This window comes from Kribbella sp. NPDC023855, from assembly GCF_040639475.1.
Taxonomy (GTDB): Bacteria; Actinomycetota; Actinomycetes; order Propionibacteriales; family Kribbellaceae; genus Kribbella.
The window spans coordinates 233892-256397 of the sequence record NZ_JBFAAA010000001.1; the positions used below are offsets into that span (position 1 = coordinate 233892).

Consider the following 22506-nt stretch of genomic DNA (forward strand, 5'->3'; position numbering starts at 1 on the left):
CCACTTGGTGAGAGCGGGGCGGTTGGCGAGCCGGTCCTGTCGCGGAGGTGGGCGTGGATGGGTGCTGCCCCGGGGGTGCCGTCCTGCGGGAGGTGCTCGCCCGCGCTGGCGGCTCGCTCGCTCCTGCGTCGCTCCCGTGCCGCTAGCTCCCACCCACCCCGGGCGTGGGCTCCTGCGTCGCCCACTTGGTGAGAGCGGAGTGGTTGGCGGGCCCGCCCTGTCGCCTAGGTGGGCGTGGGATGGTTGCGGAGTCGGCCCTGTTGGCGCGGCGGGGCGTGGGATGGGTGCTGCCGCGGGGTGCCGTCCTGCGTGAGGTGGTCGCCCACGCTGGCGGCCCGCTCGCTCCTGCGTCGCTCCCGTGCCGCTAGCTCCCACCCACCCCTGGGCGTGGGCTCCTGCGTCGCCCACTTGGTGAGAGCGGAGTGGTTGGCGGGCCCGCCCTGTCGCCTAGGTGGGTGTGGGATGGTCGGCGGGCCCGCCCTGTCGCCTAGGTGGGCGGGAGGGTCGGCAGGGCCGTCCCTGTTGGCGAGGAGCGCGTGGGATGGGAGAGGCCATGGGGCTCGCGTTGGGGGTCCTCGGCACCCGGCTGGTGCGTCGCTTGGGGCTGCGGTGCCCGTGCCTCGTCCCTCGTACGCCTACTGCTGACGAGGAGCAAGACCGTGCGGGCTTTGGGGGTAAGCGGTTTGCTCGGGGGTTAGAGGGTGTTGAGGTCGCGGGTGGCGTATCGGTGGTGTTCCCATTCCTCTTCGAGGATGGTGTGGAGGCAGGAGAGGACGGTTTCGGGGTATTGCGGCGCCCAAGGGTTCTGCCGGGGCGAGGCCAGTTCGTCCTCGGTGATGCGGGCGAGGTAGTTCCGGACCATCGTCATGCGTTCGGCGCGCACCGCCAGTACTTCGTCGAATCCCGGCTGGGTCGTGGCGAAGACGGTCATGTCGTGGCCGTCGGTTTCGTACTCGATGTTGGGCTGGCCGATCGGATGGAACGGCTGGTCGAGGCCCTTGAGCGCGCCACCGAGCCAGGTGTCGGTGGCCATCACCAGGTGGCGCAAGGTTTGCGCGAAGGACCACTCGCCGTCGACTGACCGGTCGGCGGTGCCTGCCGGCATCGCGCGAACCCGATCCAGCGTGGCAGCCCAGGTTTCCTCCAGGGTCGCCCAGGCGTCTCGCAGCCCTGCGGGCGTCGCGGCTTTGCGCTGGGATCGGCCGGGGAAACGCCGATTGAGTTCTGCGTCCACCAGCGGCACGACGTTCACGCCGTTCACCAGCAGGACATTGTCTGGTTCGAGAAGCCACGGAGCGTCGATGTCCGCGCCATTGATCTCGACTGCACGCATCACAGTTCCACTGAGGTCGGAACGGGTGAAGCGGGCCCCGCGTGCATTCACGTCGATGAACTCGGCACCCTCGAGGTCATCGGACTGCGTGAAACTTGTCATGAGGAGCATGCTCGCACCCGCCGGTGCCCGGCGAAACCGATGCCGGAGCGGCGGCCGATCAAGTGACGGGCTGCTGTGGTTCGGGGTCTGCGGACTAGGGTTCTCCAGTGAGGTCCGAAGTGATTGCTGAGAGCACCGAGCGGGTCACGTTGCGTATTCGTGCGGTGCTTTGGGGCGTGATTGCTGTTGCCTGCTTGGTGATGGTGGTCTGGGTGGTTGCTGTTGGGCGGACTGTCGGCCACGGGTTCGACACGACCGATGAGGGCTACTACCTGCTGTCCTACACCTGGTGGGACAGCAATCCATTGGCGTTGACCGGGATGCAGTACATCTACGGCCCGATCTTTCAGCTTCTGCAGCACGACATTGTCAGTCTTCGGATCTTCCGGCTCGTGACGGTTGTCGTCGGGCATGCGTTCTTCGGCTGGAGCTTCATGCGGTGGCTGCGGGTACGCCGGCCCGATGCGCCGGAGACGAGGCTTTGGGAGCTGGCCGGGATCGCTGTGATCGTGGCGGCGGGCGGGATGATGTACAGCTGGTTGCCGATGAGTCCGGGGTACAACGACGTCATCCTGCTCGGTTCGCTCACCGTCGTCTCGTGTGTGCTCTGGGCCGCGACCGCGATCGAGAAGGACCGCAAGCCGCCGATCTGGGCGTTTGTCCTGGCCGGCGGGCTGATCACCGTAATGGTGCTGACCAAGTGGTCGTCGGCGGCCGTGCTCGCGCTGATCGTCTCCGCGGCCGTGGTCGTGCTCAGCGCGCAGGGATCCCAGGCAGTTGCCCGAGGCATCTTCTGGGCCCTGGCCGGCGCGACCGCGGTGGCCGTGATCGTGCATCTGCTGGTGGTGCCGTTGACGGAAGCGATTCCCGGCATCGTCGCGGTCAACCGCTTCATCGCCGGCACCTCCTACGCCCCGGCCGACCTGGTCGAGATGTACCTGACCACAGGCGGCAAGCTGGCTGGCGAGACGATCAAGCAGCACTTTCTGCTGCTCATCGCGGCGGGCGTTGCCGTCGCCGCCCGTCCTCCCGTACTACGAACCGCCGCGTGGTTGCTCACCGCGGCCGCCCTCGCCTTGTCGATCTACCGCACCTTCACCGAAGGCGGACTCAACGGCGGCGCGATCAACAACGGCAAGTACCAGGTGCCCCTCATGGCCGCCGTCATGGTGGCTGTCATCACGACCGTGGTCGCCCTGATCACCCGGCAATGGTCGCCTGGCAAGGAGAACGTGCGGTCGTGGGTCATCCTCGGCCTGCTCACCGTGCTGCCGTTCATGCAAGCGTTCGGGACGAACACAGCGATCTACATGAACGGCTTCAACGCGTTCGCCGTCTGGGCCGCGGTGATGATCGCCGTCCTGACCAGCATCGACAAGGCTCCCGTGGTCGCTCGTACGACGACAGCGCTGGTGAGCGTCGGCGCGCTCGTCGCCGTCGCGGCGATCACGTCCAGCGGCCTGACCGTGAACCCGTACCGATCCCCACCGCTGCGCGACCTGACCACGGCGACGGGTCTCGAGCCACTCGGTGAGCTGAAGCTGACCCAGAAGGCGGCCGACGAGTACCGAGCGCTCGACACCCTGCTGAAGCCGTACACGACGCCGTCCGGCCGTCCGGTCATCGCCTTCGACAAGATGGCCGGCATCATCCTGCTGCTGGGTGGCCGGCCGTTCGGCGAAGCCTGGGTGGCGCCGAAGGAACGTCAGCGGACCGCGGCGGGCATCACGGAAGTCTGTTCGACCAAGGAGCCCTGGCCGGGCAACCGTCCGCCACTGCTGTTCTTCAACCGCCGGGTCACTCCCTTGGAGATCGACACGCTCCGCAGCTGCGGGCTGGACTTCAAGGCCGACTACAAGTTGATCGCCCCACCGGCCAGCACGATGAACCTGCAGATCTACGTCCCGACCGTCGAACTGGCCGCTCGCACTCCCTGACAGCGGACCCCGGAAGGGCCAGTGAGATCCTTGGCAGGACCGGTGTGTGCGACGGAAGGGTACGGATGATCAAGGTTGCGGTGCTGGGTGCCAAGGGAAAGATGGGCGCTCAGACGTGCCAGGCCGTGGAGGCCGCCGACGACCTGGAGCTGGTCGCCGCGATCGACCAGGGTGACGAACTGTCCGAGCTGACCGCCGCCGGCGCCGAGGTGGTCGTCGACTTCACCCGGCCCGAGGTCGTGATGGACAACCTCGCCTGGTGCATCGAGCACGGCATCCACGCCGTCGTGGGAACCACCGGCTTCACCGAGGAGCGGCTGGCCACGCTGCGCACGCAACTCGAGGCGAGCGCCGGGACCGGCGTACTGATCGCCGCCAACTTCTCCATCGGCGCGGTGCTGATGATGCAGTTCGCCACCAAGGCCGCGCCGTACTACGAATCGGTCGAGATCATCGAGTTGCACCACCCCGACAAGGTCGACGCGCCCTCCGGTACTGCGCAGCGCACCGCCCAGCTGATCGCCGAAGCCCGCCGGGAGGCCGGATCGGGTCCGATCCCGGATGCCACCAGCACTGGCGTCGAGGGCGCTCGCGGGGCCGACATCGACGGGATCCGCGTGCACGGAGTCCGGGCGCGCGGCCTGGTCGCGCACCAGGAGGTCCTGTTCGGCGATGTCGGCGAGACGCTGACGATCCGGCACGACTCGATGCATCGCGAGTCGTTCATGGCCGGCGTGCTGCTCGGCGTACGGAAGATCGTGCAGACCCCTGGCCTGACGGTCGGCCTGGAGCACTTCCTGGACCTCTCCTGAGATGTCAGCTAAACGCACCGTAGCCGTGATCGCGGTGGTCTTCATCGCGTACGCCGGGTTGCTCGGCTGGCGTGGCGTCCTGCTGATCGGCACGGGCGACCCGGTCGCGGTGGGGCTCGGGATCGCGGTGCTGGTGATCCCGGTCGTCGGGCTCTATCTGGTCTGGCGCGAAGTCCAGTTCGGCCGGCAGACCGAGGCGCTCGCACGAGAGCTGGCCGCGTCGGGCGGGCTGCCCGTCGACGATCTGCCCCGGCGGCCGTCGGGGCGGATCGACCGAACGGCGGCGGACGCGGCGTTTGCGAAGTACCGGGAAGAGGCCGAGGCGGCGCCGGACGACTGGCGGGTCTGGTTCCGGCTGTCCACCGCGTACGACGCGGCCGGCGACCGCAAACGAGCCCGCTCCTCGATGCGCACGGCGATCGCCCAGCACGACAGCCGCTGAGCGGGGAGTTTCCTGTGAGTTGGCTGGGAACGGACTACTTCGCCTGACAACCCGGTGCGGAACGGGATACCTTCGGGGTGTGCGTGGCAACCGCCACGGACGAGGTCGGAGACTGGGTGGGCCGTCCTTTGCCTTCAGACGGGTCTCGCCGCGGCTCGGACGACGCCCAGGCAACGGGTTTCGGCGATCTGCTCCGTCGGCACCGGCGCGAGGCCGGACTGTCACAGGAGGGACTGGCGGAACTCGCCGGACTGAGCGTCGACGCCATCGCGGCGCTGGAGCGGGGTCGCCGACGAGCGCCCAGGCCACACACGCTGAGGCTGCTCGGAGACGCCCTCCACCTCGGCGCGCCCGAGCGCGCACAGCTCACCGCCGCCGCCCGCCGTGACGGCGACGCCGGGCCCGCGTCGGCGATGCGGGCCGTTCCGGTCGCTGCCAACGAACTCATCGGCCGCGCGCACGATCTCGCCGAGATCACTCACCTGGTCGGCGACCGAGCCACCCGGCTGATGACGTTGAGCGGGCCGGGAGGTGTCGGCAAGACCCGGCTCGAGCTCGCGGTCGCCGCGGAGGTGACCCACCGGTTCGAGGACGGCGCCTGCTGGGTGCCGCTCGCCCCGGTCTCGGATCGGTCCGGCGTCGCTCCGGCGGTGGCGGCATCCCTCGGCATGCATCCGCTCGACGCCGGCCGGCTGGTCCAGGAGATCGCCGAGCACATCGGTCGGCGCAACCTGTTGCTCGTGGTCGACAACTGCGCGCACGTGGTCGGTGAGGTCGCGACGATTTGTGCGGCGCTGCTGGAGTCCTGCCCGAACCTGTCCATTCTCACCTCCAGTCGCGAACTTCTGCGCATCGCCGGCGAGAGCGTGTACGTCGTACCTCCGCTGACCCTGCCGGAGTCCGATGACGATGTGGACGACTCGCCCGCGGTGAAGCTGTTCGTCGATCGGGCCACCGCGCGCGGCCAGGCTCCGGTGGGGCAGAGCGACCAGGTCGCCCGCGTCGTCCGCCGGCTGGAGGGCATGCCGCTGGCGATCGAGCTGGCCGCCGCCCGCACGAACGTGCTGACCGTCGAAGAGCTCGCCACCGAACTGGAGACCTCGTTCGGCATCCTCACCGGCGGCGCCAGCACTGCGAGCCCACGGCAACAGTCCCTGTACGGCGCGATCGAGTGGAGCCACGACCTGCTGACCCCGCCGGAGCGCGAACTGTTCGCGTTGCTGTCGGTCTTCGTCGGCGGCTGGACCCTCAACGCGGCGGCGTCGGTGCTGTCGGGTTCGGTAGTGCCCGGCCCGTTGGAGCGAGCGAGGGCGCTCGACCTGACCAGCCGGCTCGTCGACAAGTCGCTGATCCGGGTCAGCCGCGACCGCGGCATCGCGCGGTACGACATGCTCGCCGTGATCCGCGAGTTCGCCGCCGGTCAGCTGGCCGCGAGCGGCCGGGGCGAGGAGGCGGCACAGCATCATGCGGCCTTCTACATCGCGTTCGCGGAAGAGGCCGAGCATCACCTCCGCGGCGCCGACCAGGCCGAATGGCTCGACCGGCTCGACGGCGAGCTCGACAACCTCCGCGCCGCGATGGCCTGGTCCCTGCGAGCCGGTACTGCGGGCGAGGCCGTCCGTCTCGCGGGTGGACTGTGGTTGTTCTGCTATCTCCGCGGCCACTACGCCGAAGGTGGCGAGTGGCTCGAACGCGCGCTGGCCCTGCGCGGCACGGCCGGCGTCGAGCCGCAGTACCGGGCGAGGGCGTCACTCGGCGCGGGGATGCTGGCGTTCCTGCAATGCGAGTACGACGTGGCCACGACCCGGCTCGAGTCGGCGCTCGCGCAGTACAAGGAACTCGGGGACACCGCCGGTACTGCGCTCGTCATGCAGCGGCTCGGGGGAGTGGCCCGCGAACGTGGTGACTACGTGACCGCCGAGAACCTGCACTGCCAGAGCTACGACCTGTTCGAGAGTCTCGGCGACCGGTCGGGGATGTCCTGGGCGCACAACCAGCTCGGGTTCGTCGCCTGGTTGCGCGGGGATCTGGAGATCGCGGCTCGGCGGTGCCGCCGGGCGCGGGACAGCTTCCGGGTGCTCGGTGACGGCGAAGGGCTGGCCTGGTCGCTGATCAGCCTCGGCACCATCGCGCAGTACAGCGGCGAGCTCACCGAGGCCGAGGATCTGCTGACCGAGAGCCTCGCGCTGTCGCAACGGCTCGGGTATCGCGAAGGTGTCGCCTGGTCGCTCAACCAGCTGGGGATCGTCGAGCGCCGCCGCGGGTTCATCGATCGCGCGGTTCACCTGCTCGACGAGAGCCTCGCCGAGCATCGCGATCTCGGTGATCGCTGGCGCACGGCGAGTGTGCTGGAGGAGCTGGCGACGGTCGCTCAGCAGCGCGACCGGACGGAGTACGCGGCCTTCCTGATCGGTGCCGCGGACGGGATCCGCGAGGTGATCGGCGCGCCGGTGCCCGAGGTCGAGAAGCCCGACCTGCTCGCCACGCGGCGCGCGATCGAGCAGACGCTGGACCGGCGAGCATTCCGCGCTGCCTGGTCCGCGGGACGCGCGGCACCCCTCGCCGCAGTAGCCGACGGCTACCCAGCCACCGGCGGCACCCCAGACCGCTCCACCCACTTCTGACAGTTCGAAAAGGGCAGACAAAAGCCTCGCGAGGCACCACGACCTGGGGGATCGAAGGTACCTCGCGAGGGATCTGGGAGCCGGGATGCTCATCGTTGAACGGGTCCCGGCCGGCTGTGTCTGTCTGACCCCCCAGGCAGTCCCCCCACCCCACAGCCGGCCGAAGCCCGTTCGGCGATGTGAGCCAAGCAGTGGGCCCTCCCCGCCACCCGCCTGGTTCTCCCGCGCTGACTCAAGGTTGCCGTGGTCACGCTCTGTCGCACAGGGACGTTACCCTGACATCGCCCTGACAAGTCGGCGGTGACAACGAACGCCTGATAACAATCTCGCCGACCGTGTCGGGGCGTTTGCTTTCCGTGGCGAATTCAAACGGTTCCTTCACCACTTCCACGGTGCTTCAGTGAAGATATCCCGACACCGCTTTGGTGAATCCGGTGATCCGCCGCAGCGGTGCGTCGTCCAGCGGTTCGGATTCCGATTCCCCCATGGCCGGCGCCGGAATTCCCTCGCCTTTGCAGCTGAGGTCTTCGGCCGGTGCCACGCCGGTGGTGAGGAAGGTGTTGATGATCTTGTCCGCGCACTTGTTCACGCCGCCGTAGATCCCGTGGTCGCCCTCGCCGGTGATGGTGAGCAGCCGCGATCCGGCGTACCGCTGGTGGGCCGAGGTGGCCAGCGAGATGCTGGTGGCCGGGTCGTGCTGGGACTGCACCATCAAGGTAGTGGGCAACCCCTTGCCGGTCGGAGTCCGCAGGTCGAGGGCGGGCCGATCCCAGTACAGGCAGGGGTTCTCGTTCATTCCCCAGCCGAGCAGCGGGTACTTCGGCCCGAAGCGCGCGGCGAGCTGGTCGCCGTAGTCGCGGCCCTGTGGCCAGGGCGTGTCGTTGCAGGTGACCGCGGTGAAGGTGGCGTCATCGGCATCGTCGGCGAAGGCCCGGGCGATCGGCGGCAGCCCGACCGTACTGCGGGTCGCGCGCTGGACGAGTTGGTGCTGACGCGCGAGCGGCAACGCGTCGACCTTGCGTTGTGCGGCCTTCGGCCCGCCGGCCGCTTGGGCGGCGGACAGTTCGCGCAGAAATGCGAGATCGAGGGCCAGTGACTGGAAATCCGCCTTTGTATACATATCGCTGGAGACCAGGTTGTCGAGCGCATTCTGGTCGTAGCTGATCCGCACCGAGCCGTCCAGGAACTCTTCGACGGCCGGCTTCCTTTTGAGTTCCCGGCGGAGCCGCTCGTAGGTCCTGATCACCAAGCGTGGTGACCAACCGAGGTGGAGCTGGTCGTCGTACTTCGCGGCCCAGGGCGCGAAGTCCTCCCGGAAGCGGCGCTCGAACGCCTGCGGCTGGGCCAGGAAGGTGTCCGACCACGGCCGGGTGAAGTCGGTGTTCGAGTCGAGCACGAAACGGCCGACGTGGTTCGGGAAGTAGGTCTGGTAGTAGGCGCCGAGCCAGGTGCCGCCCGAGTAGCCGACCCAGTCGATCTTGTCGTAACCGAGCAGGTGGCGGATCAGGTCGATGTCCTGGACGGTCTGCACGGTGTTGACGTAGGGGAGCAGGCCGCGCGACTGACGTTCGCAGTACGGCTTGGCCATGTCGGCCGCTTCGGCGATCAGGTCGAGGTTGGCGCTGTCCCGGTCGCGCGCGTCCATGGTGAAGCCGGGGGCTCCGTCGCAGCTGACGTTGGAGCTGTCGCCGGTGCCGCGCGGGTCGAAGCCGACGAACAGGTGGTTCTTGCCGATGCCGGGCTGAGAGGCCAGGTAGGGCGCCATGCCGAGCCCGGGGCCGCCCGGGCCGCCAGGGTTGCCGAACACGACCCGGGTGGGCTTGGTGTTGCCGACGGGGGTGACCTTGCTGACGGCGAGTTCGATGTCGTGACCGGAGTACTGGTTCGACCAGTCGCGGGGTGCGGTGATCTTGGCGCAGAAGGTCCGGAACTCCGGGTCGCCGCACTGTTTCCAGACCGGCTTCTGTTTCAGATACCGGTTGGCCACCTGGTTGGGTCCGCTCTGCACGGTCGCCGTACTGGTCTGGAGCGAGGCTGTCGCTCCCGAGCCCGGGATCGCGAACAGGGCGGTGGCGCTGATACCGAGGCCGGCGGCCAGGGTACGGAACTTCATACATCCTCCAACGGATGGCCAAGCGTGATCGGACCGTCGCAATCTGTCATGTCAACAGTGCGTGGTCGAGCACCACCCCCGGCCCGGCGCCGGATCTCAGGAGTGCTAGTAGCGTGTCGCGTCAAAATCTCGGCGCTTGCAGAGCTGGGTTTCGAGGGTTTGGCGGCTCCAGGTCTCCCAGTCGGCCGGCGACCAGTGGCGACCGGTGACAAGCAGCAGGTACAGCTCGGGGCTGAGGAGGCCGAAGAGGATGTCGGCGGCGCGCTCGACGGTGAGATCCGTTCGGGCGCCCGGTTTGCCGAGCAGGCTGGCGGCGGCCGCGGTCTGGACGATCAGACGAGGATCTTCCTGGTTCGGCCAGAGGGCCGCGATCCCCGGATCCGCTGCCGCGGCCGCCTCGAGAACCTTCATGATCGGCGCGACCCGCTCAAGCACCGCCCGCGTGCCGCTGACGTGAAGCCGGAGGTGCTCGGCGGCCGTCGCCGCCTCCATCGCCTGGCGAAACCAAGGTCGGTCCATGGTCGCCACGGGCTCGTCGTCTCCCGCGATCGTCCGGTCGACCAGCTCCTTCAGCACCGTCTGCTTGTTGCCGAAGCTGTAGTAGATCGTCTGCACCGCGCAGCCCGCCTCGTCGGCGATGTCCTGCAACGCCGTCGCGCCGTACCCGTCGCGCACGAACAACTCGCCGGCGGCGTCGAGGATGCGGGCGCGCGTCTGGCGCGCCTTCTCGGACCGTCCGTCGACCTTCTTGACCGTCTTCATGTCTGTAGTGTAGCTCTAGAGTCACTCACTAGAGTTCAACTACAAGGAGTTTGTAATGACGATCCTGCGCCTGACCCGCTTCACCCTCAAGCCGTCGGTCGACCAGGCCGAGATGCTGACAGTCCGAGCTGAGCTGATCGACGCCGTCCGCGCGTCGTACCCAGGCCTCGCCGAAACCCGCCTGGCAAAAACCGACGACGACACCTGGCTCGACCTGTGGCGCTGGGAGTCCGACGAAACCCTCCAAGCGGCAGTAGCCACCGCCCCGCAACTACCCCAGGCGAAGGCAGCCTTCGCCCTGGTCGCCGACGCAACCGTCGAGCGCCTAGACCTGATCGAAGAACGCTGAAGCCACGTCTGCCCGGCTCGCGCGGGCCGGGCAGACCTGACTCGTGCAGCCAGCTCTCACGGGGTTAGTTGGTAGAAGCGCCAGAACGGGTGGTCGATCGGCAGTACGTCGACCTGCGTGAAGCCGGCGTGGTCCGCGAGATGGCGTAGGTGGGTGGTGCGCAGCATGGTGCCGACGACGTCGGAGTCGGGCTCGACGCGGCCCTGGGGAGTGCACCAGACGACGCTTGCCGCGGCGAGGAAGCGCTGGACCTCGTCACCCGGCGTCGTCAGTACGTCGTCGGCCCGCTCGTCCATGACGATCACCGAGCCGCCGGGCGCGAGCGCGTCCCGGGCAGCAGTCAGCGCCTCGACCGGGTGGGCGAGGTCGTGCAGGCACTCGAAGAACGTGACCACGTCGTACCGCGTACCAGCGGCGGCCACCGCGGTGATGTCGCGGACCTCGAAGTCGACCCGGTCGGCGACGCCTTCCTCGGTGGCGTTGCGGCGGGCGCGCGAGATGGAGTCCTCGTCGTTGTCGTAACCGTCCACCCGGACGTTCGGGTACGCCTTGGCCAGTGCGATCGCCGACCAGCCGGCGCCGGTCCCCACGTCCGCGAGGCGGGCGCCCCGCGACAGCAGTTCGTGCAGCCCCGGGATGGCTGGCACCCATTCCGCGACCAGCGAGTTCACGTACGCCGGCCGGTTCAGCGCCTCCTGAGCGCTGACCGCCTCGGCGCCGTAAGCGCTGTACGGAACGCCCGCGCCGGTCCGGAACGCGTCGACCAGGAGTGGGAAGGCCCGGCCGAGCGCCGGCGCGATCGCGGCGAGCCCGCCGGCGTAGTACGGGTTGGACGGCTCGATCAGTGTCTCGCGGACGCCTGGCGCGAGGTCGTACCGGTCGGTCCACACCTCGGTGCCGTCGATCGTGAGCAGGCCGCTGATCGCCTGTGACTGCAGCCATTCGACCAGGTAGCGCAGGTCGACGCCGGTCCGGTCGGCGAGCTCTGTCGCCGTGATCGGGCCGGTCTCGCCGATCGTCCGGTAGATCCCGTGGACGTCGCCGAGGTAGACCGTGAACAGCTCGGCCGCGCCCAGTGCCGCGCCGAAGAGGCGGCCGAGGACGGCTTCGGCAGGTGCGGTGTCGGTGGTTGTGGTGGACATGACGGTCTCCCTTGCTGGTGGGTTGCTTTCACCCACTAGGCGCCAGGTGTGAGCTGGCAATGCCAGGTGACGTCGTCCTCCGGCTCGTACACGCACTGGCGGCCGGTGTGGACCGAGGCGCGAAGGTGCCGACCAAGCGCTGGGTGCACGTGATCGATCGCCTTGATCGCCGTGCCTATCCGCAAGGACACGGCCTTCCGGCTGCGTTCCACCGGGTCGCCGGCGGTTCGAGCCCGTCCGCCGAGACCGAGCGCGCTCGCCAACTCGTGTGCGAGGAAGTCCCGCTCTGTCCGGGCCTTCTCGGCACGGATCAGGTCGTTGTCGGCTTCTGCCTCAGCGAGGTCCTCCTCCAGCTCACGCAACCGCTCGCGATACGCGGCGCGGGCCGCGTCGTCGAGCGGCGGACCGAGATCGGCGCCGCCGGCACGGCCAGGACCGGACAGGTCCAGGACGCTGACCGGGACCCTCGGTCGGGCCAGCAGTACGGCGATGTCGCGGAGGCCCTTGGAGTCCTGGACATGCACGGTGAGCCCACGCCAGCTCGCTTGCCACGTCGCCCCGAGCCGCAGTAACTCGCCAGTGTCCGCGATTTTGTGAACCCTGCCGACACCGAGTTCTGCCAGCGCCTGTTCGGTCTCGGCGGCCAGTGTTTCGGCACCGATGGCGCGATGTGCGGCGAGTGCGGTCTCGAGCAGCCGGCGCGCGTCCGGGTGTCCTAGTCGCGCCGCGAACCGGCCGAGGAACAGTTCGACGCAACCGAGGCAGGCGCCGCCGATCCCGTCGATCACCCACAGCCCGGCGTACGGCCTCAGGGCCTCCGACGCGATGGCCACCGCCTCTTCGGCGTCGACCAGGCGGCCCGCCTCACCGAGCAGCGCGACCGCTTCTAGCCATTCCGCGTCCTTGGCGATCGCGCCCAGCCCGCCGCGGACGCGGCGCCGGACGATGCCGCGCGCCCGGTCCGCAGCACCGGCCTGCACCAGGTAGTAGGCCGACGGACCATCGGTCATCGGATTGCCCAGGTACGGCTCCATCACCTGCTCGATGTACTCACGCAACTCCGGAACCGTGCCGGTCACGTGCGCATGCGCGGCCCGCAGCGCGAAAACCATCAACCGGGCGTTGACACTGTCGGCATCGTCGGCGAGCTCAGTGGCCTGCGCGACAGCGGCGGACACCTCGTCCAGCGCGCCTGTCATCAACGACCGCATGCCCTGCCAGATCGGCACCAGCCAGCTGTACAAGGGAAGTCGAAGCGGCAACACCGCCTGAGCGAAGGCTGCGATCTGTCCGTCGGCATCGGCGAACCGGCCCTTTTCGAGCAGAGCCACCACGAGCTGCCGACGGGCCAGCAGGACAAGGGCGACATCACCTGTCGACAGGGCTGTGGCCAGCATTTGCTCGCCGGCCGCGATCCGTTCGGTCACGTGGTCGGGGCCGGAGTACACATCGCACCAGGCCGCCAGCGCCGCGACCTCCGCGCGGGGATCGCCGGCATCGCGCGCCAGTGCGACCGCCTGCTGCGCGAGCGCCTGCGGCCCGTCGCCGTGGTCGGTCAGAGTGCGACCGAGCGCCAGCCGCGCGATCGCGGCCGCCTTCAACGCGCCGTCCGGCAACATCGGTACGACGTGTTCGAGCAACCGGGTCTGCTCGGTGTCGGCGAGGTCGACCTCGAATCCGCCGAGACCTCCACCCATCGCCAGCACGGCCCGGGCGACCGCCTCGGAATCGCCGCCGGCGATGGCATCGCGGGCCACCGCCCGCAAGGTGTCCCTCCCAGCGGCCAGCTCGCCGGCCAGCACCTGGGCCTCGCCGAGCTCGAAGCGCACAACGGCATCCGTGTCGTCGGCCCAACGGTAGAAGCGCACCGCCTGTTCGTACCCGGCCTGCCGCATCGCGGCGCGGGCCGCGATCAGCGCGAACTCACGAGACCGGTCGGCCGCCTCCGGGTGGCCGACCGCAGCCCGGTAGTGCGCCGCGACCTGGCCGGCGTTCGCCTCGACGAGAGCCGGGCTGCAGCACGACTCGATCACCGGCAGGCCATGCGCCACGATGTGCTCTCCGGTCCGGCAGCAGCGGCCGGTCAGGGCTTGTCCCGCTCGCAGGTGCAGGTCCGATCGCTGGAGAGCACCGAGGCCGGCGTACACGACCTCGCGGACGAGCGAGTGTGCGAAGCGAACCCGGTCTCCGTCGACTTCGGCGAGTCGGGCCGCGACCGCACCACCCAGCAGGGCCAGTACTTCGGTCACGGGTGCGTCCCTGACCTTGGCGAGCAGGCGGATGTCGATCTCCTCGCCCAGCACTGACGCTGTCGCGAGGACGTCATGGGTCTGCTGGTCAAGGCGTGCCAGCCGTCGTTCGAGCACTTGGCGTACGCCGGTCGGAGTCTCGAGGGTCGCTGTCCCGCGGGCTGCGTACAGGCGGGTCAGTTCCTGGACGAAGAACGGGTTGCCGCCGGTCCGCGCGTACACGGCGTCCGCGGAGGCGGCGTCGTACCGGTTGCCGAGGACGTGTTCGACGAGCTCACCGGTTGCGATCCGGTCCAGCCCGCCGAGGGTGAGGCGGACGAACGACACTGGTAGTGCGCGGAGTACCTCCGCGGCCGGCTCGGGGAGATCCACGGCGTTGTCGCGGCTGGTGAGCAGCAGGAGACAGCTCAGCTCGGGGAGGATGCCCGCGACGAACTGCAGCAGTGCCAGCGTCGGACCGTCGGCAATGTGCACGTCCTCGACGATGATCACGACTGAGCGCTCTGCCGTGGCAGCGGCCAACTGGTCAGCTACCTCGGCGAAGACCGCGGTCCGCCCGGTCGCCGCGGCGTCGGGCAACGCGGTCGCGATCCCGAGTGCCCGGAACGCCTGGCGCCACGGCCAGTACGGCAGCGTCTCGGTCTCCGGGCAGCGGCCCCAGACGACGAGGTGGCCACGGTCGCGCGCCGTGTCCGCGAAAGCCGCAGCCGTGGTCGACTTGCCGATGCCCGCGTCACCCAGCAGGAGCGCGCCGCGACCACGTCCGCGCTCGACCTCGTCCAGCAGACCGGCCAGCGCAGCAAGCTCCCACGCCCGGCCGACCACACCCTCAGCCATACCGCCACTGTGCGACCCGCCCGCGCACAGCGGAAGCCCTGATCTCTGTCCGTCACCGATCCACAACCCTCGCCGACATGCCCTCTGAGGACGGAGATGTCGGTGATGAGCTCTAGGGTCCTGCGCATGAGCGCTTATGGCGAGTTGCTGATCGGGCAGCTGGAGTTCTATTGGGACGTGCATCTGCGCCCGCGCCTGGAAGGGCTGACGGACGACGAGTATCTGTGGGAGCCCGTTCAGCCGAGTTGGACGGTTCATCGAGATGCCACCGGCAAGGTTGTCGTCGATCATGGTGACGAGCCGTCGCCCCCGCCGGTGCCGACGATCGCCTGGCGGCTGGTGCACGTCGGGGTCGGCTGCTTTGCCACTCGGGTGAGCACCTTCTTCGACGATGCGGTTGACGCGCCGATGTTCGATCCACGCCATATCCCGTCAGACCTCCCCGGTACTGCGGACGCCGGCCTCGCCTTCCTGGACCACTGGTACGGCCGCTGGCACGACGCCATCCGGGCCCTCGACGACGATGGTCTGGCGCGGCCACTCGGCCCGAACGGCGGCCCGTTCGCCGATGACTCGATGTTGGCCCTCATTACCCACATCAACCGGGAAGTGATGCACCACGGTGCCGAGATCTGCCTTCTTCGCGACCTCTATCGTGCTGGGATGGTGACGAGATGACGGCGTTCGATCTTCATGTGGTGTTCGACTGTGCGGAGCCGGAGCGGGTTGCGGAGTTCTGGCGGGAGGCGCTGGGTGGGTATGACTATCCGGTGGGGGTCCCGGAGGGCTTCAGCAGTTGGCAGGAGTGGGCCGATGCGCAAGGGATTCCGGAGAATCAGCGGCCCACCGGTCGCACGCTCGTCGACAAGGTGCGCGATCGCCCCGACATCTTCTTCCTCAAGGTGCCCGAACCCAAGGCCGGCAAGAACCGGCTGCATCTGGACATCAAGGTGGCGCCGGGGCTCGACGGTGACAGCCGTCGGGAGAAGGTCGAGGAGGAAGGCGAGCGGCTGATCGCGCTCGGCGCGACGATCGCCCGGCGGGCCGACGACCCGGACGGCTTCCACCTGGTGATGCAGGACCCCGAGGGCAACGAGTTCTGCGTCGCTTGAACCGGACTGCGGTCCGGATTTGTGCTACCGTGGGTTTTCCGTTGTTCTGAAGGGAAAACCGATGACTGTTGCTGTCGCGCCGGGGACCATTGTCGTGTTCTCGGATCTGTGGTGCTCGTTTGCTCATCTTGCTGTGCACCGGCTGCACACGACGCGGGCCCGGCTCGCGCTGGAAGGTGTGGTCGCGTTCGACCACCATGCCTTCCCGCTGGAGTTGCTGAACGGGCACAGCAGCCCGCGGCCGGGGACCGACTCGGAGGTGTCGGCGATCGGGCGGCTCGATCCGGAGGCCGGGTGGAAGTTGTGGCAGGCACCCGACTGGTCCTACCCGACGACCACGCTGCCCGCGCTCGAGGCGGTCCAGGCGGCCAAGGAGCAAGGGCTGGCGGCGAGCGAGGCGCTGGATCTCGCGTTGCGCAAGGCGTTCTGGGTGGACAGCCGGTGCATCAGCCTGCGTTCGGTGCTGCTGGACGTCGCGGCCGAGACGAGCATCGTCGACGTCGACCAACTGGCGGCGGCACTGGACGACGGCCGCGCCCGGAAGCTGGTGATGGCCGACTTCGCCATCTCCCAGACCGACACCGTCCAGTGCAGCCCGCACTTGTTCCTGGCCGACGGCACGAACCAGGCAAACCCGGGAGTGGAGGTCCACTACACCGGCGATTACGGCACCGGCTTCCCGATCGCCACCGCCGACGATCCCTCCGTCTACGAGACCCTGCTCCTCCGCGCCGCCGGCTCGCTGCAGGCGGTCTAGAGATCCACGCCCGTGTGAGTCCGGATGTGGTCGGGCAGCGGGTCGTGGGTGTCGCCGGTGGTCGGCGTACCGGCTGGGTCGATCACCAGGATCTGCGCGCCGCCGTCGGAGAACGGCCGGTGGTAGATGCCCTTCGGTACGACGAAGAGCGAGCCGGCCGGCAGGGAGACGACGCGTTCGTCAGGATCGCGGACGGCGATGCTGAGCTGGCCTTCGAGGACCAGGAAGAGTTCGTCGGTGGTGTCGTGCACGTGCCAGATGTAGGAGCCCTTCACGTGCGTCACGCGGACGTCGTAGTCGTTGATCCGCGCGGCGATCCGCGGACTCCAGAGCTCGTCGAAGGTGGACAGGGCGGCGCGCAGGTCGATCGGTTCGTTGGTCACCCGTCCAGGGTGACCGGCTGCGGGGTTGGGCCGTGAGTGCTAGGAATAGCACATGTCGAAACAATCCTCGCATCGCGTCGTGGTGATCGTCGACGACGGGTCCAACCCGTTCGAGCTCGGCGTCGCGACCGAACTGTTCGGCCTGCGCCGGCCGGAGCTGGACCGCGAGTGGTACGACCTGGTGCTCTGTACTCCGGAGCCCGCGATCGGCATGCACTCCGGTTTCTTCACGCTGACCGGCGTCGCCGGGCTCGACCAGGTCGACACCGCGGACACGGTCATCGTGCCGAACCGGCCGGACCCCGAGACCCCGGCCAAGCCCGAAGTGCTCGACGCGGTACGCCGGGCTGCCGCGCGCGGCGCGAGGTTGGTGAGCTTCTGCACCGGCGCCTTCACGCTCGCCGCAGCCGGCGTACTGGACGGTCGGCGGGCGACCACGCATTGGCGCTGGGCTGAGCTCTTCAGTGCGATGTATCCCGAGGTGAAGCTGGAGCCCGACGTCCTGTTTGTTGACGAAGGCAACGTTCTGACCGCTGCCGGAAGCGCGGCGGCGCTCGATCTCGGTCTGCACCTGATCCGCCGCGACCACGGCGCCGAGATCGCCAACGCCGTCAGTCGCCGGCTCGTCTACACCGCGCATCGCGACGGCGGTCAGCGCCAGTTCATCGATCAACCCGTGCCAGTGGTTGCCGACACCTCACTGGCTCCGTTGCTCACCTGGATCCGCGAGGAGCTGGCGAGCCCACTCACCATCGCCGACATTGCGGACCGCGCGGCGATGAGCCAGGCCACGCTGCATCGCCGCTTCCAGGCCGAACTCGGTACGACGCCGCTCGCCTGGCTGACCGCGGAGCGGGTCGCCCTGGCCTGCCGTTTGCTGGAGGCAGGCGAAGTGCGCCTCGACGCGGTCGCCCGCCAGTGCGGTCTCGGTACGGCGACGAACCTGCGCGTCCAGCTCAGGCGGCGTACCGGACTGACCCCGAGCGACTACCGCCGGCGTTTCGCCCTCAGTCCTCAGTAGAAGGGTCCGTGTGCAGGCGGACCTGCTTGACCCGGACTGAGCCGTCGCCGTACAGGTCGAGCTCGCGGCTCGCGCCGTCGGGGGCCCAGCCGGCCTCGGTGTAGAAGGAACGCAGTACGTCGTCTGTCGAGTTCACCCAGACGGTCACCCGGCTGAAGCCGTCGGCGCGGATCGTGTCGACGACCGCGTTGAGCAGCCGGGAGCCGTGACCGGCGCGGGTCGCTTCGGGGTCGACCGCGAGCTCGGCGATCACGGCGTCGTGGCGCGGATCGGAATCCGGGTCGTCCGAAGCGGTGATCGCGGCGAAGCCGACCAGCGTCCGGCCCGCCAGCGCGACCATCACCCGGTTGCGGGCCTCGCCCGGAGCGATCAGCGCGGCCCGCCATTGCGCGGCGAACTGCGCTGGGTTGAGGTCGGCGAGCACATCCGCGGGCAGCAGGCCGTCGTACGAGCGGCGCCACGCGGCCACCTGGATCTCGCCGATCGCATCCGCCTCGGCCGGCAGTGCCAGCCGCACGCTCGACTCGGCGATCGGCTCGTCAGCGGCGCCCATCGCGGTGAGGCTTTCCGGTTCCGGTACGCCGAAGTCGTCGTGGTTCATGCCCCCATCCTTTCAAAGCGGATGACGAAGGCCTCCGGCAGGACACCCGTCGGGGAGGTGTCCTGCCGGAGGCGGCTGGGGGAGTGGTCAGTAGGTGAGCTTGCGGAGCAGCGTTTCCGCCGGACCGCGGTACGACCGCTTCTTCATCTGGTAGGCCCCGGTCACCGAGACCGTCCAGACCAGTACTGCGACACCCGCGGCGGTGAAGGCCGTGCTGCCGAGGCGGTCACCGAGGTTCAGCGTGAAGGGCGCCAGCAGCACCAGCCATGCGACCGACTGGAACAGGTAGCCCGACATCGACCGCTGGCCGAGAGCAGAAATCGCCTGGACCGGTAGACCGAGCTCCGCCGTACGACGGTTGGCCGTGAGCTTGCCGACCAGCAGGGCGAAGAGCGCGATGTACCCGGGGCCGCCGAACTGCCCGCTGACGTGCTGGAGGAAGTTCACCGACTCGAGTGCTGCCGCGTCGACGTGCAGCCAGCCGGCGGCGACCAGAGCGAGCGGCGTGCCACCGAGGACGGTGATGCTCATGCAGACGACGGCAACCCGAGTGAGCAATGCCTTGTGGGCATTGGGGTTCTCCAGCAGTTGCCGGCGAGCGGCCCAGATGCCGAGCCAGACGATGACGGTGAAGCCGAGCACGGTCGCGGTGTGCGTCGGGTACTCGTGCAGCCGGTGGACGAGGCTCGATGCGTAGCTCGTCGCGGCCAGTGACGGGTTCGGCTTGTTCTCGACCGACTGGGCCGGACCGGAGCTGGTGACGACGGCGAACAAGGCCATGCCGGCCAGCACGATCGTGTAGACGAGTTGCGCTCCCCAGATCCACAGGACGATCTTGTGGAACCTGTCGCCTCGATTGAGCAGTACCAGCGTGCAGAGGATGCCGACCAATCCGTAGGCGCCGAGGAAGTCACCGAAGTACAGGAAGGTGGCGTGGGCCAGGCCGAAGGCGACCAGCCAGGCGTTCCGCTTGAGCAGGATTCGCCGTACGCCGCTCGCGGTGGTGCCGGAGTTGCGCTGGCGGCGGGTGAGCTGGACCAGGCCGTAGCCGAACATCACCGCGAAGACCGGGTAGGCCCGGGCGTCGACCAGGGTGATCTTGAGGAAGTTGAGGATCCGCTCGAGGCCGTGCGGGCTGCCGTTGAGGCCGGGCTGGCCGGCGAAGGCGTAGTTGGCGGCGTTGGCCAGGCCGATCAGCAGCAGCATTCCACCGCGGATCAGGTCCGGCGCCAGTGCGCGCTCGGTACCGGTGACCGGCCCGCGGTGATCGGCGGCCGCTGGGGGTGAAGTGCTGAGCTGAGTCACGGGAGTTGTCCTTTGCAGAAACTGTGGAAGGGTTGAGCTGTTGTGCTCAATCCTGCTCGCGCCACCGGCGTTGTCCCAGCGGCCTGAACCCCCTTCTCCGGTGGTGCCAGCACCACCTTGTGACACCTTTCGTCGAATCGGCAGACGAAGTGTCACAAGTCGGCTATGCTCGGATTCATGGACAGCTTCCAGGCGACGATCGACGCCGACGGCCGGATCGAGCCGCGCGACGCGATGCCCGAGGGGTACCGCAAGACCCTGATCCGGCAGATCGCGCAGCACGCGCACTCCGAGATCATCGGCATGCAGCCCGAGGGCAACTGGATCAGCCGGGCGCCGTCACTGCGCCGCAAGGCGATCCTGATGGCGAAGGTCCAGGACGAGGCCGGCCACGGCCTCTACTTGTACGCCGCGGCCGAGACGCTCGGCGTGGACCGCGCCGACCTGCTCGACCTGCTGCACAGCGGCCGGCAGAAGTACTCCAGCATCTTCAACTACCCGACGCTGACGTGGGCCGACATCGGCGCGATCGGCTGGCTGGTCGACGGTGCCGCGATCGTCAACCAGGTGCCGCTGTGCCGCTGCTCGTACGGGCCGTACGCGCGGGCGATGGTCCGGGTCTGCAAGGAGGAGTCGTTCCACCAGCGGCAGGGGTTCGAGATCCTGCACACGCTGTGCAACGGCACCGAGGCGCAGAAGGCGATGGCGCAGGACGCGCTGGACCGCTGGTGGTGGCCGAGCCTGATGATGTTCGGCCCGCCGGACGCCAGCTCGACCCACTCGGAGCAGTCGATGGCGTGGGGGATCAAGCGGCACAGCAACGACGAGCTGCGGCAGCGCTTCGTCGACATGACCGTGCCGCAGGCCGACGTGCTCGGCATCCGGGTGCCGGACGACGGGCTGCGCTACGACGAGGCGACCGGGCACTACAGCTTCACCCAGCCGGACTTCAGTGAGCTCTACGAAGTTGTCAAGGGCAACGGTCCGTGCAACCAGCAGCGGCTGGCGCACCGGGTGAAGGCGCACGAGGACGGCGCCTGGGTGCGCGAGGCGGCCGCGGCGTACGCGGAGAAGCAAGCGAAGAAGATGCAGGAGAGCGCCGCATGACCGAGTCGACCGAAGGCGCCAAGCGCCCGCCGATCGAGCCGCTGTGGGAGGTGTTCGTGCGCTCCCGTCGGGGACTCTCGCACGTGCACGTGGGCAGCCTGCACGCGCCGGACGCGACGATGGCGCTGCGCAACGCCCGCGACGTCTACACCCGGCGGCAGGAAGGCGTCTCGATCTGGGTCGTGCCGGCCACCGACATCACCGCGTCGAGCCCGGACGAGAAGGACGAGTTCTTCGACCCCGCGGCCGACAAGGTCTACCGGCACCCGACCTTCTACCAGGTCCCGGAAGGCGTAGAACACCTGTGAGCGATCTCTTCACTTACACCCTTCGGCTCGGCGACGACGCCCTGATCGCGGCGCAACGGACCGCCGAGTGGATCGCGGCCGCGCCCCAGCTCGAGGAAGACGTTGCTCTGGGCAACATCGGGCTGGACCAGCTCGGCCAGGCCCGCTCGCTGCTCCAGTACGCCGGTGAGGTCGAGGGCGCGGGCCGTTCCGAGGACGATCTGGCCTACTTCCGCGACGAGCGCGAGTTCCTCAATCTCCAGCTGTGCGAGCTGCCCAACGGCGACTTCGCCCAGAGCATCGCCAAGCTGCTGTACTTCGCGATGTACCAGCACCTGCTCTACGAAGAGCTGCGCGGCTGTGCCGACGAGACCCTGGCGGGAGTAGCCGGCAAGGCGGTGAAGGAGGTCGCGTACCACGTCGACCACGCGACCCAGTGGGTCCTGCGGCTGGGCGACGGGACCGAGGAGAGCCACCGCCGGATGCAGGCCGGCCTCGACGCGATGTGGCCGTACACCGCGGAGATGTTCGCCTCCGACGAGTTGGTGCAGCGGCTCGAGGTCGCTGTCGACCCGTCGAGCCTGGAAGAAGAGTGGTTGCGCCGGGTCACGCAGGTGATCGACGAATCGACCTGCGAGCGGCCGACGTCGGCGTACCAGCACAGCGGTGGCCGGGAAGGCCGTCATACCGAGCACTTCGGCTATCTGCTCGCCGAGCTGCAGCACGTTGCGCGTTCCCACCCAGGAGCGTCGTGGTGAGTGACGCCGCGATCTTGGAAGCAGTCGGCGAGGTCGCGGATCCCGAAGTACCGGTGCTGACGATCGCGGATCTCGGCGTACTGCGCGGCGTCCGGCACGAGGGTGACGAGGTGGTTGTCACGATCACCCCGACGTACTCTGGCTGTCCCGCGATGGACCTGATCAAGCACGAGGTCGAGCTGACCCTGGACTCGCTGCACCTCAAAGGCCGGGTCGAAACCGTGTTGTCCCCGGCCTGGACGACGGACTGGATGAGCGACGAGGGCAAGGCCAAGCTGACGGAGTACGGGATCGCTCCGCCGACGGGTCGCCGTGCGGTCGGCGGGCCGGTGTCCGTGAGCCTGACGCTGCGGTGCCCGCTGTGCGGGTCGCCGGACACCTCGGAGCTGAGCCGGTTCGGGTCCACTTCCTGCAAGTCGCTCTGGCGCTGCAACAGTTGCCGCGAGCCCTTCGATCACTTCAAGGCGATCTGA

The 22506-nt window shown here is 68.8% G+C and carries 21 protein-coding genes; 13 read left to right on the forward strand and 8 right to left on the reverse strand.

All coding sequences use genetic code 11. The features are described 5' to 3' along the window. Positions 1 to 694: 694 nt before the first annotated feature. Positions 695 to 1435 (reverse strand): DinB family protein, encoded by a 741-nt coding sequence (locus AB0F51_RS01060; protein WP_360272093.1) that lies wholly within the window; start codon positions 1433 to 1435, stop codon positions 695 to 697. 107 nt (positions 1436 to 1542) lie between these two features. On the opposite strand from AB0F51_RS01060, the gene AB0F51_RS01065 reads away from it, so the two are divergent. The 4 genes from AB0F51_RS01065 (at position 1543) to AB0F51_RS01080 (ending at position 7250) form a co-directional block, all read left to right on the forward strand. Further along, positions 1543 to 3372 carry a hypothetical protein gene (locus AB0F51_RS01065; protein ID WP_360272096.1) on the forward strand — a complete coding sequence of 610 codons (1830 nt, stop codon included), beginning with the start codon at positions 1543 to 1545 and terminating at the stop codon, positions 3370 to 3372. Between the two features lie 65 nt (positions 3373 to 3437). Further along, the gene (dapB, locus tag AB0F51_RS01070) at positions 3438 to 4184 is read left to right on the forward strand and encodes a 4-hydroxy-tetrahydrodipicolinate reductase (RefSeq protein WP_360272098.1); all 747 of its coding nucleotides are present in this window, start codon (positions 3438 to 3440) and stop codon (positions 4182 to 4184) included. 1 nt (position 4185) lies between these two features. Continuing rightward, positions 4186 to 4626 carry a hypothetical protein gene (locus AB0F51_RS01075; protein ID WP_360272101.1) on the forward strand — a complete coding sequence of 147 codons (441 nt, stop codon included), beginning with the start codon at positions 4186 to 4188 and terminating at the stop codon, positions 4624 to 4626. 83 nt (positions 4627 to 4709) lie between these two features. Continuing rightward, a complete protein-coding gene (locus tag AB0F51_RS01080) occupies positions 4710 to 7250 on the forward strand; it encodes a tetratricopeptide repeat protein (protein WP_360272104.1) in 2541 nt (846 codons plus the stop codon). 397 nt (positions 7251 to 7647) lie between these two features. On the opposite strand, the gene AB0F51_RS01085 is transcribed toward AB0F51_RS01080, so the two are convergent. Both AB0F51_RS01085 and AB0F51_RS01090 read right to left on the reverse strand, forming a co-directional pair. Beyond that, complete coding sequence (locus AB0F51_RS01085) at positions 7648 to 9363, reverse strand: alpha/beta hydrolase (RefSeq protein ID WP_360272106.1); 1716 nt, start codon at positions 9361 to 9363, stop codon at positions 7648 to 7650. Positions 9364 to 9468: 105 nt separating this feature from the next. Further along, complete coding sequence (locus AB0F51_RS01090) at positions 9469 to 10125, reverse strand: TetR/AcrR family transcriptional regulator (RefSeq protein ID WP_360272109.1); 657 nt, start codon at positions 10123 to 10125, stop codon at positions 9469 to 9471. A gap of 55 nt (positions 10126 to 10180) precedes the next feature. Here AB0F51_RS01090 and AB0F51_RS01095 point away from each other — a divergent pair, with 55 nt between their 5' ends. Next, complete coding sequence (locus AB0F51_RS01095; protein ID WP_360272111.1) at positions 10181 to 10474, forward strand: hypothetical protein; 294 nt, start codon at positions 10181 to 10183, stop codon at positions 10472 to 10474. Positions 10475 to 10530: 56 nt separating this feature from the next. Here AB0F51_RS01095 and AB0F51_RS01100 read toward each other — a convergent pair whose 3' ends face one another. Continuing rightward, positions 10531 to 11616 carry a class I SAM-dependent methyltransferase gene (locus tag AB0F51_RS01100; RefSeq protein ID WP_360272114.1) on the reverse strand — a complete coding sequence of 362 codons (1086 nt, stop codon included), beginning with the start codon at positions 11614 to 11616 and terminating at the stop codon, positions 10531 to 10533. A 35-nt stretch (positions 11617 to 11651) separates the two neighbouring features. Beyond that, on the reverse strand, positions 11652 to 14702 hold the full coding sequence (locus AB0F51_RS01105; protein ID WP_360272117.1) for an AAA family ATPase: 3051 nt from the start codon (positions 14700 to 14702) through the stop codon (positions 11652 to 11654). A 96-nt stretch (positions 14703 to 14798) separates the two neighbouring features. Here AB0F51_RS01105 and AB0F51_RS01110 point away from each other — a divergent pair, with 96 nt between their 5' ends. The 3 genes from AB0F51_RS01110 (at position 14799) to AB0F51_RS01120 (ending at position 16571) form a co-directional block, all read left to right on the forward strand. Continuing rightward, a complete protein-coding gene (locus AB0F51_RS01110; protein WP_360272119.1) occupies positions 14799 to 15380 on the forward strand; it encodes a DinB family protein in 582 nt (193 codons plus the stop codon). Then, positions 15377 to 15814, forward strand: coding sequence for a VOC family protein (locus tag AB0F51_RS01115; protein WP_360272122.1), 438 nt, complete (start codon positions 15377 to 15379; stop codon positions 15812 to 15814). The genes AB0F51_RS01110 and AB0F51_RS01115 overlap by 4 nt, the downstream gene beginning before the upstream one ends. Positions 15815 to 15875: 61 nt before the next feature. Beyond that, positions 15876 to 16571 (forward strand): DsbA family protein, encoded by a 696-nt coding sequence (locus tag AB0F51_RS01120; RefSeq protein ID WP_360272125.1) that lies wholly within the window; start codon positions 15876 to 15878, stop codon positions 16569 to 16571. Here the strand turns inward: AB0F51_RS01120 and AB0F51_RS01125 are convergent. Continuing rightward, positions 16568 to 16954: a cupin domain-containing protein gene (locus tag AB0F51_RS01125; protein WP_360272128.1), complete on the reverse strand. Its 387-nt coding sequence runs from the start codon at positions 16952 to 16954 to the stop codon at positions 16568 to 16570. The two genes, AB0F51_RS01120 and AB0F51_RS01125, sit on opposite strands and share 4 nt — an antisense overlap. 52 nt (positions 16955 to 17006) lie before the next feature. Between AB0F51_RS01125 and AB0F51_RS01130 the strand changes: the two genes are divergently transcribed. Continuing rightward, complete coding sequence (locus tag AB0F51_RS01130) at positions 17007 to 17975, forward strand: helix-turn-helix domain-containing protein (RefSeq protein ID WP_360272131.1); 969 nt, start codon at positions 17007 to 17009, stop codon at positions 17973 to 17975. On the opposite strand, the gene AB0F51_RS01135 is transcribed toward AB0F51_RS01130, so the two are convergent. Both AB0F51_RS01135 and AB0F51_RS01140 read right to left on the reverse strand, forming a co-directional pair. Further along, entirely contained in the window at positions 17962 to 18576 is a 615-nt protein-coding gene (locus AB0F51_RS01135) for a GNAT family N-acetyltransferase (protein ID WP_360272133.1), read from the reverse strand. The two genes, AB0F51_RS01130 and AB0F51_RS01135, sit on opposite strands and share 14 nt — an antisense overlap. Before the next feature lie 87 nt (positions 18577 to 18663). After that, entirely contained in the window at positions 18664 to 19881 is a 1218-nt protein-coding gene (locus AB0F51_RS01140) for a DUF418 domain-containing protein (RefSeq protein ID WP_360272135.1), read from the reverse strand. 177 nt (positions 19882 to 20058) lie between these two features. On the opposite strand from AB0F51_RS01140, the gene paaA reads away from it, so the two are divergent. The 4 genes from paaA to paaD are packed head-to-tail and all read left to right on the forward strand — an operon-like array spanning position 20059 to position 22506. Next, positions 20059 to 20988, forward strand: coding sequence for a 1,2-phenylacetyl-CoA epoxidase subunit PaaA (gene paaA, locus AB0F51_RS01145; protein ID WP_360272138.1), 930 nt, complete (start codon positions 20059 to 20061; stop codon positions 20986 to 20988). Then, entirely contained in the window at positions 20985 to 21296 is a 312-nt protein-coding gene (gene paaB / locus AB0F51_RS01150) for a 1,2-phenylacetyl-CoA epoxidase subunit PaaB (protein ID WP_360272141.1), read from the forward strand. The genes paaA and paaB overlap by 4 nt, the downstream gene beginning before the upstream one ends. Next, positions 21293 to 22033 carry a 1,2-phenylacetyl-CoA epoxidase subunit PaaC gene (gene paaC, locus AB0F51_RS01155; protein ID WP_360272144.1) on the forward strand — a complete coding sequence of 247 codons (741 nt, stop codon included), beginning with the start codon at positions 21293 to 21295 and terminating at the stop codon, positions 22031 to 22033. The genes paaB and paaC overlap by 4 nt, the downstream gene beginning before the upstream one ends. Then, complete coding sequence (gene paaD, locus AB0F51_RS01160) at positions 22030 to 22506, forward strand: 1,2-phenylacetyl-CoA epoxidase subunit PaaD (protein ID WP_360272147.1); 477 nt, start codon at positions 22030 to 22032, stop codon at positions 22504 to 22506. The genes paaC and paaD overlap by 4 nt, the downstream gene beginning before the upstream one ends.

Excerpts from the sequence above, each read along its gene's own strand:
- AB0F51_RS01130 (WP_360272131.1), top strand. The coding sequence starts at position 17,007 with ATGTCGAAACAATCCTCGCATCGCGTCGTGGTGATCGTCGACGACGGG.
- paaA (WP_360272138.1), top strand. The coding sequence starts at position 20,059 with ATGGACAGCTTCCAGGCGACGATCGACGCCGACGGCCGGATCGAGCCG.
- AB0F51_RS01135 (WP_360272133.1), bottom strand. The coding sequence starts at position 18,576 with ATGAACCACGACGACTTCGGCGTACCGGAACCGGAAAGCCTCACCGCG.
- dapB (WP_360272098.1), top strand. The coding sequence starts at position 3,438 with ATGATCAAGGTTGCGGTGCTGGGTGCCAAGGGAAAGATGGGCGCTCAG.
- AB0F51_RS01105 (WP_360272117.1), bottom strand. The coding sequence starts at position 14,702 with ATGGCTGAGGGTGTGGTCGGCCGGGCGTGGGAGCTTGCTGCGCTGGCC.
- AB0F51_RS01120 (WP_360272125.1), top strand. The coding sequence starts at position 15,876 with ATGACTGTTGCTGTCGCGCCGGGGACCATTGTCGTGTTCTCGGATCTG.
- AB0F51_RS01115 (WP_360272122.1), top strand. The coding sequence starts at position 15,377 with ATGACGGCGTTCGATCTTCATGTGGTGTTCGACTGTGCGGAGCCGGAG.
- AB0F51_RS01095 (WP_360272111.1), top strand. The coding sequence starts at position 10,181 with ATGACGATCCTGCGCCTGACCCGCTTCACCCTCAAGCCGTCGGTCGAC.
- AB0F51_RS01085 (WP_360272106.1), bottom strand. The coding sequence starts at position 9,363 with ATGAAGTTCCGTACCCTGGCCGCCGGCCTCGGTATCAGCGCCACCGCC.
- AB0F51_RS01110 (WP_360272119.1), top strand. The coding sequence starts at position 14,799 with ATGTCGGTGATGAGCTCTAGGGTCCTGCGCATGAGCGCTTATGGCGAG.
- AB0F51_RS01060 (WP_360272093.1), bottom strand. The coding sequence starts at position 1,435 with ATGACAAGTTTCACGCAGTCCGATGACCTCGAGGGTGCCGAGTTCATC.
- AB0F51_RS01090 (WP_360272109.1), bottom strand. The coding sequence starts at position 10,125 with ATGAAGACGGTCAAGAAGGTCGACGGACGGTCCGAGAAGGCGCGCCAG.
- AB0F51_RS01075 (WP_360272101.1), top strand. The coding sequence starts at position 4,186 with ATGTCAGCTAAACGCACCGTAGCCGTGATCGCGGTGGTCTTCATCGCG.
- paaB (WP_360272141.1), top strand. The coding sequence starts at position 20,985 with ATGACCGAGTCGACCGAAGGCGCCAAGCGCCCGCCGATCGAGCCGCTG.
- AB0F51_RS01100 (WP_360272114.1), bottom strand. The coding sequence starts at position 11,616 with ATGTCCACCACAACCACCGACACCGCACCTGCCGAAGCCGTCCTCGGC.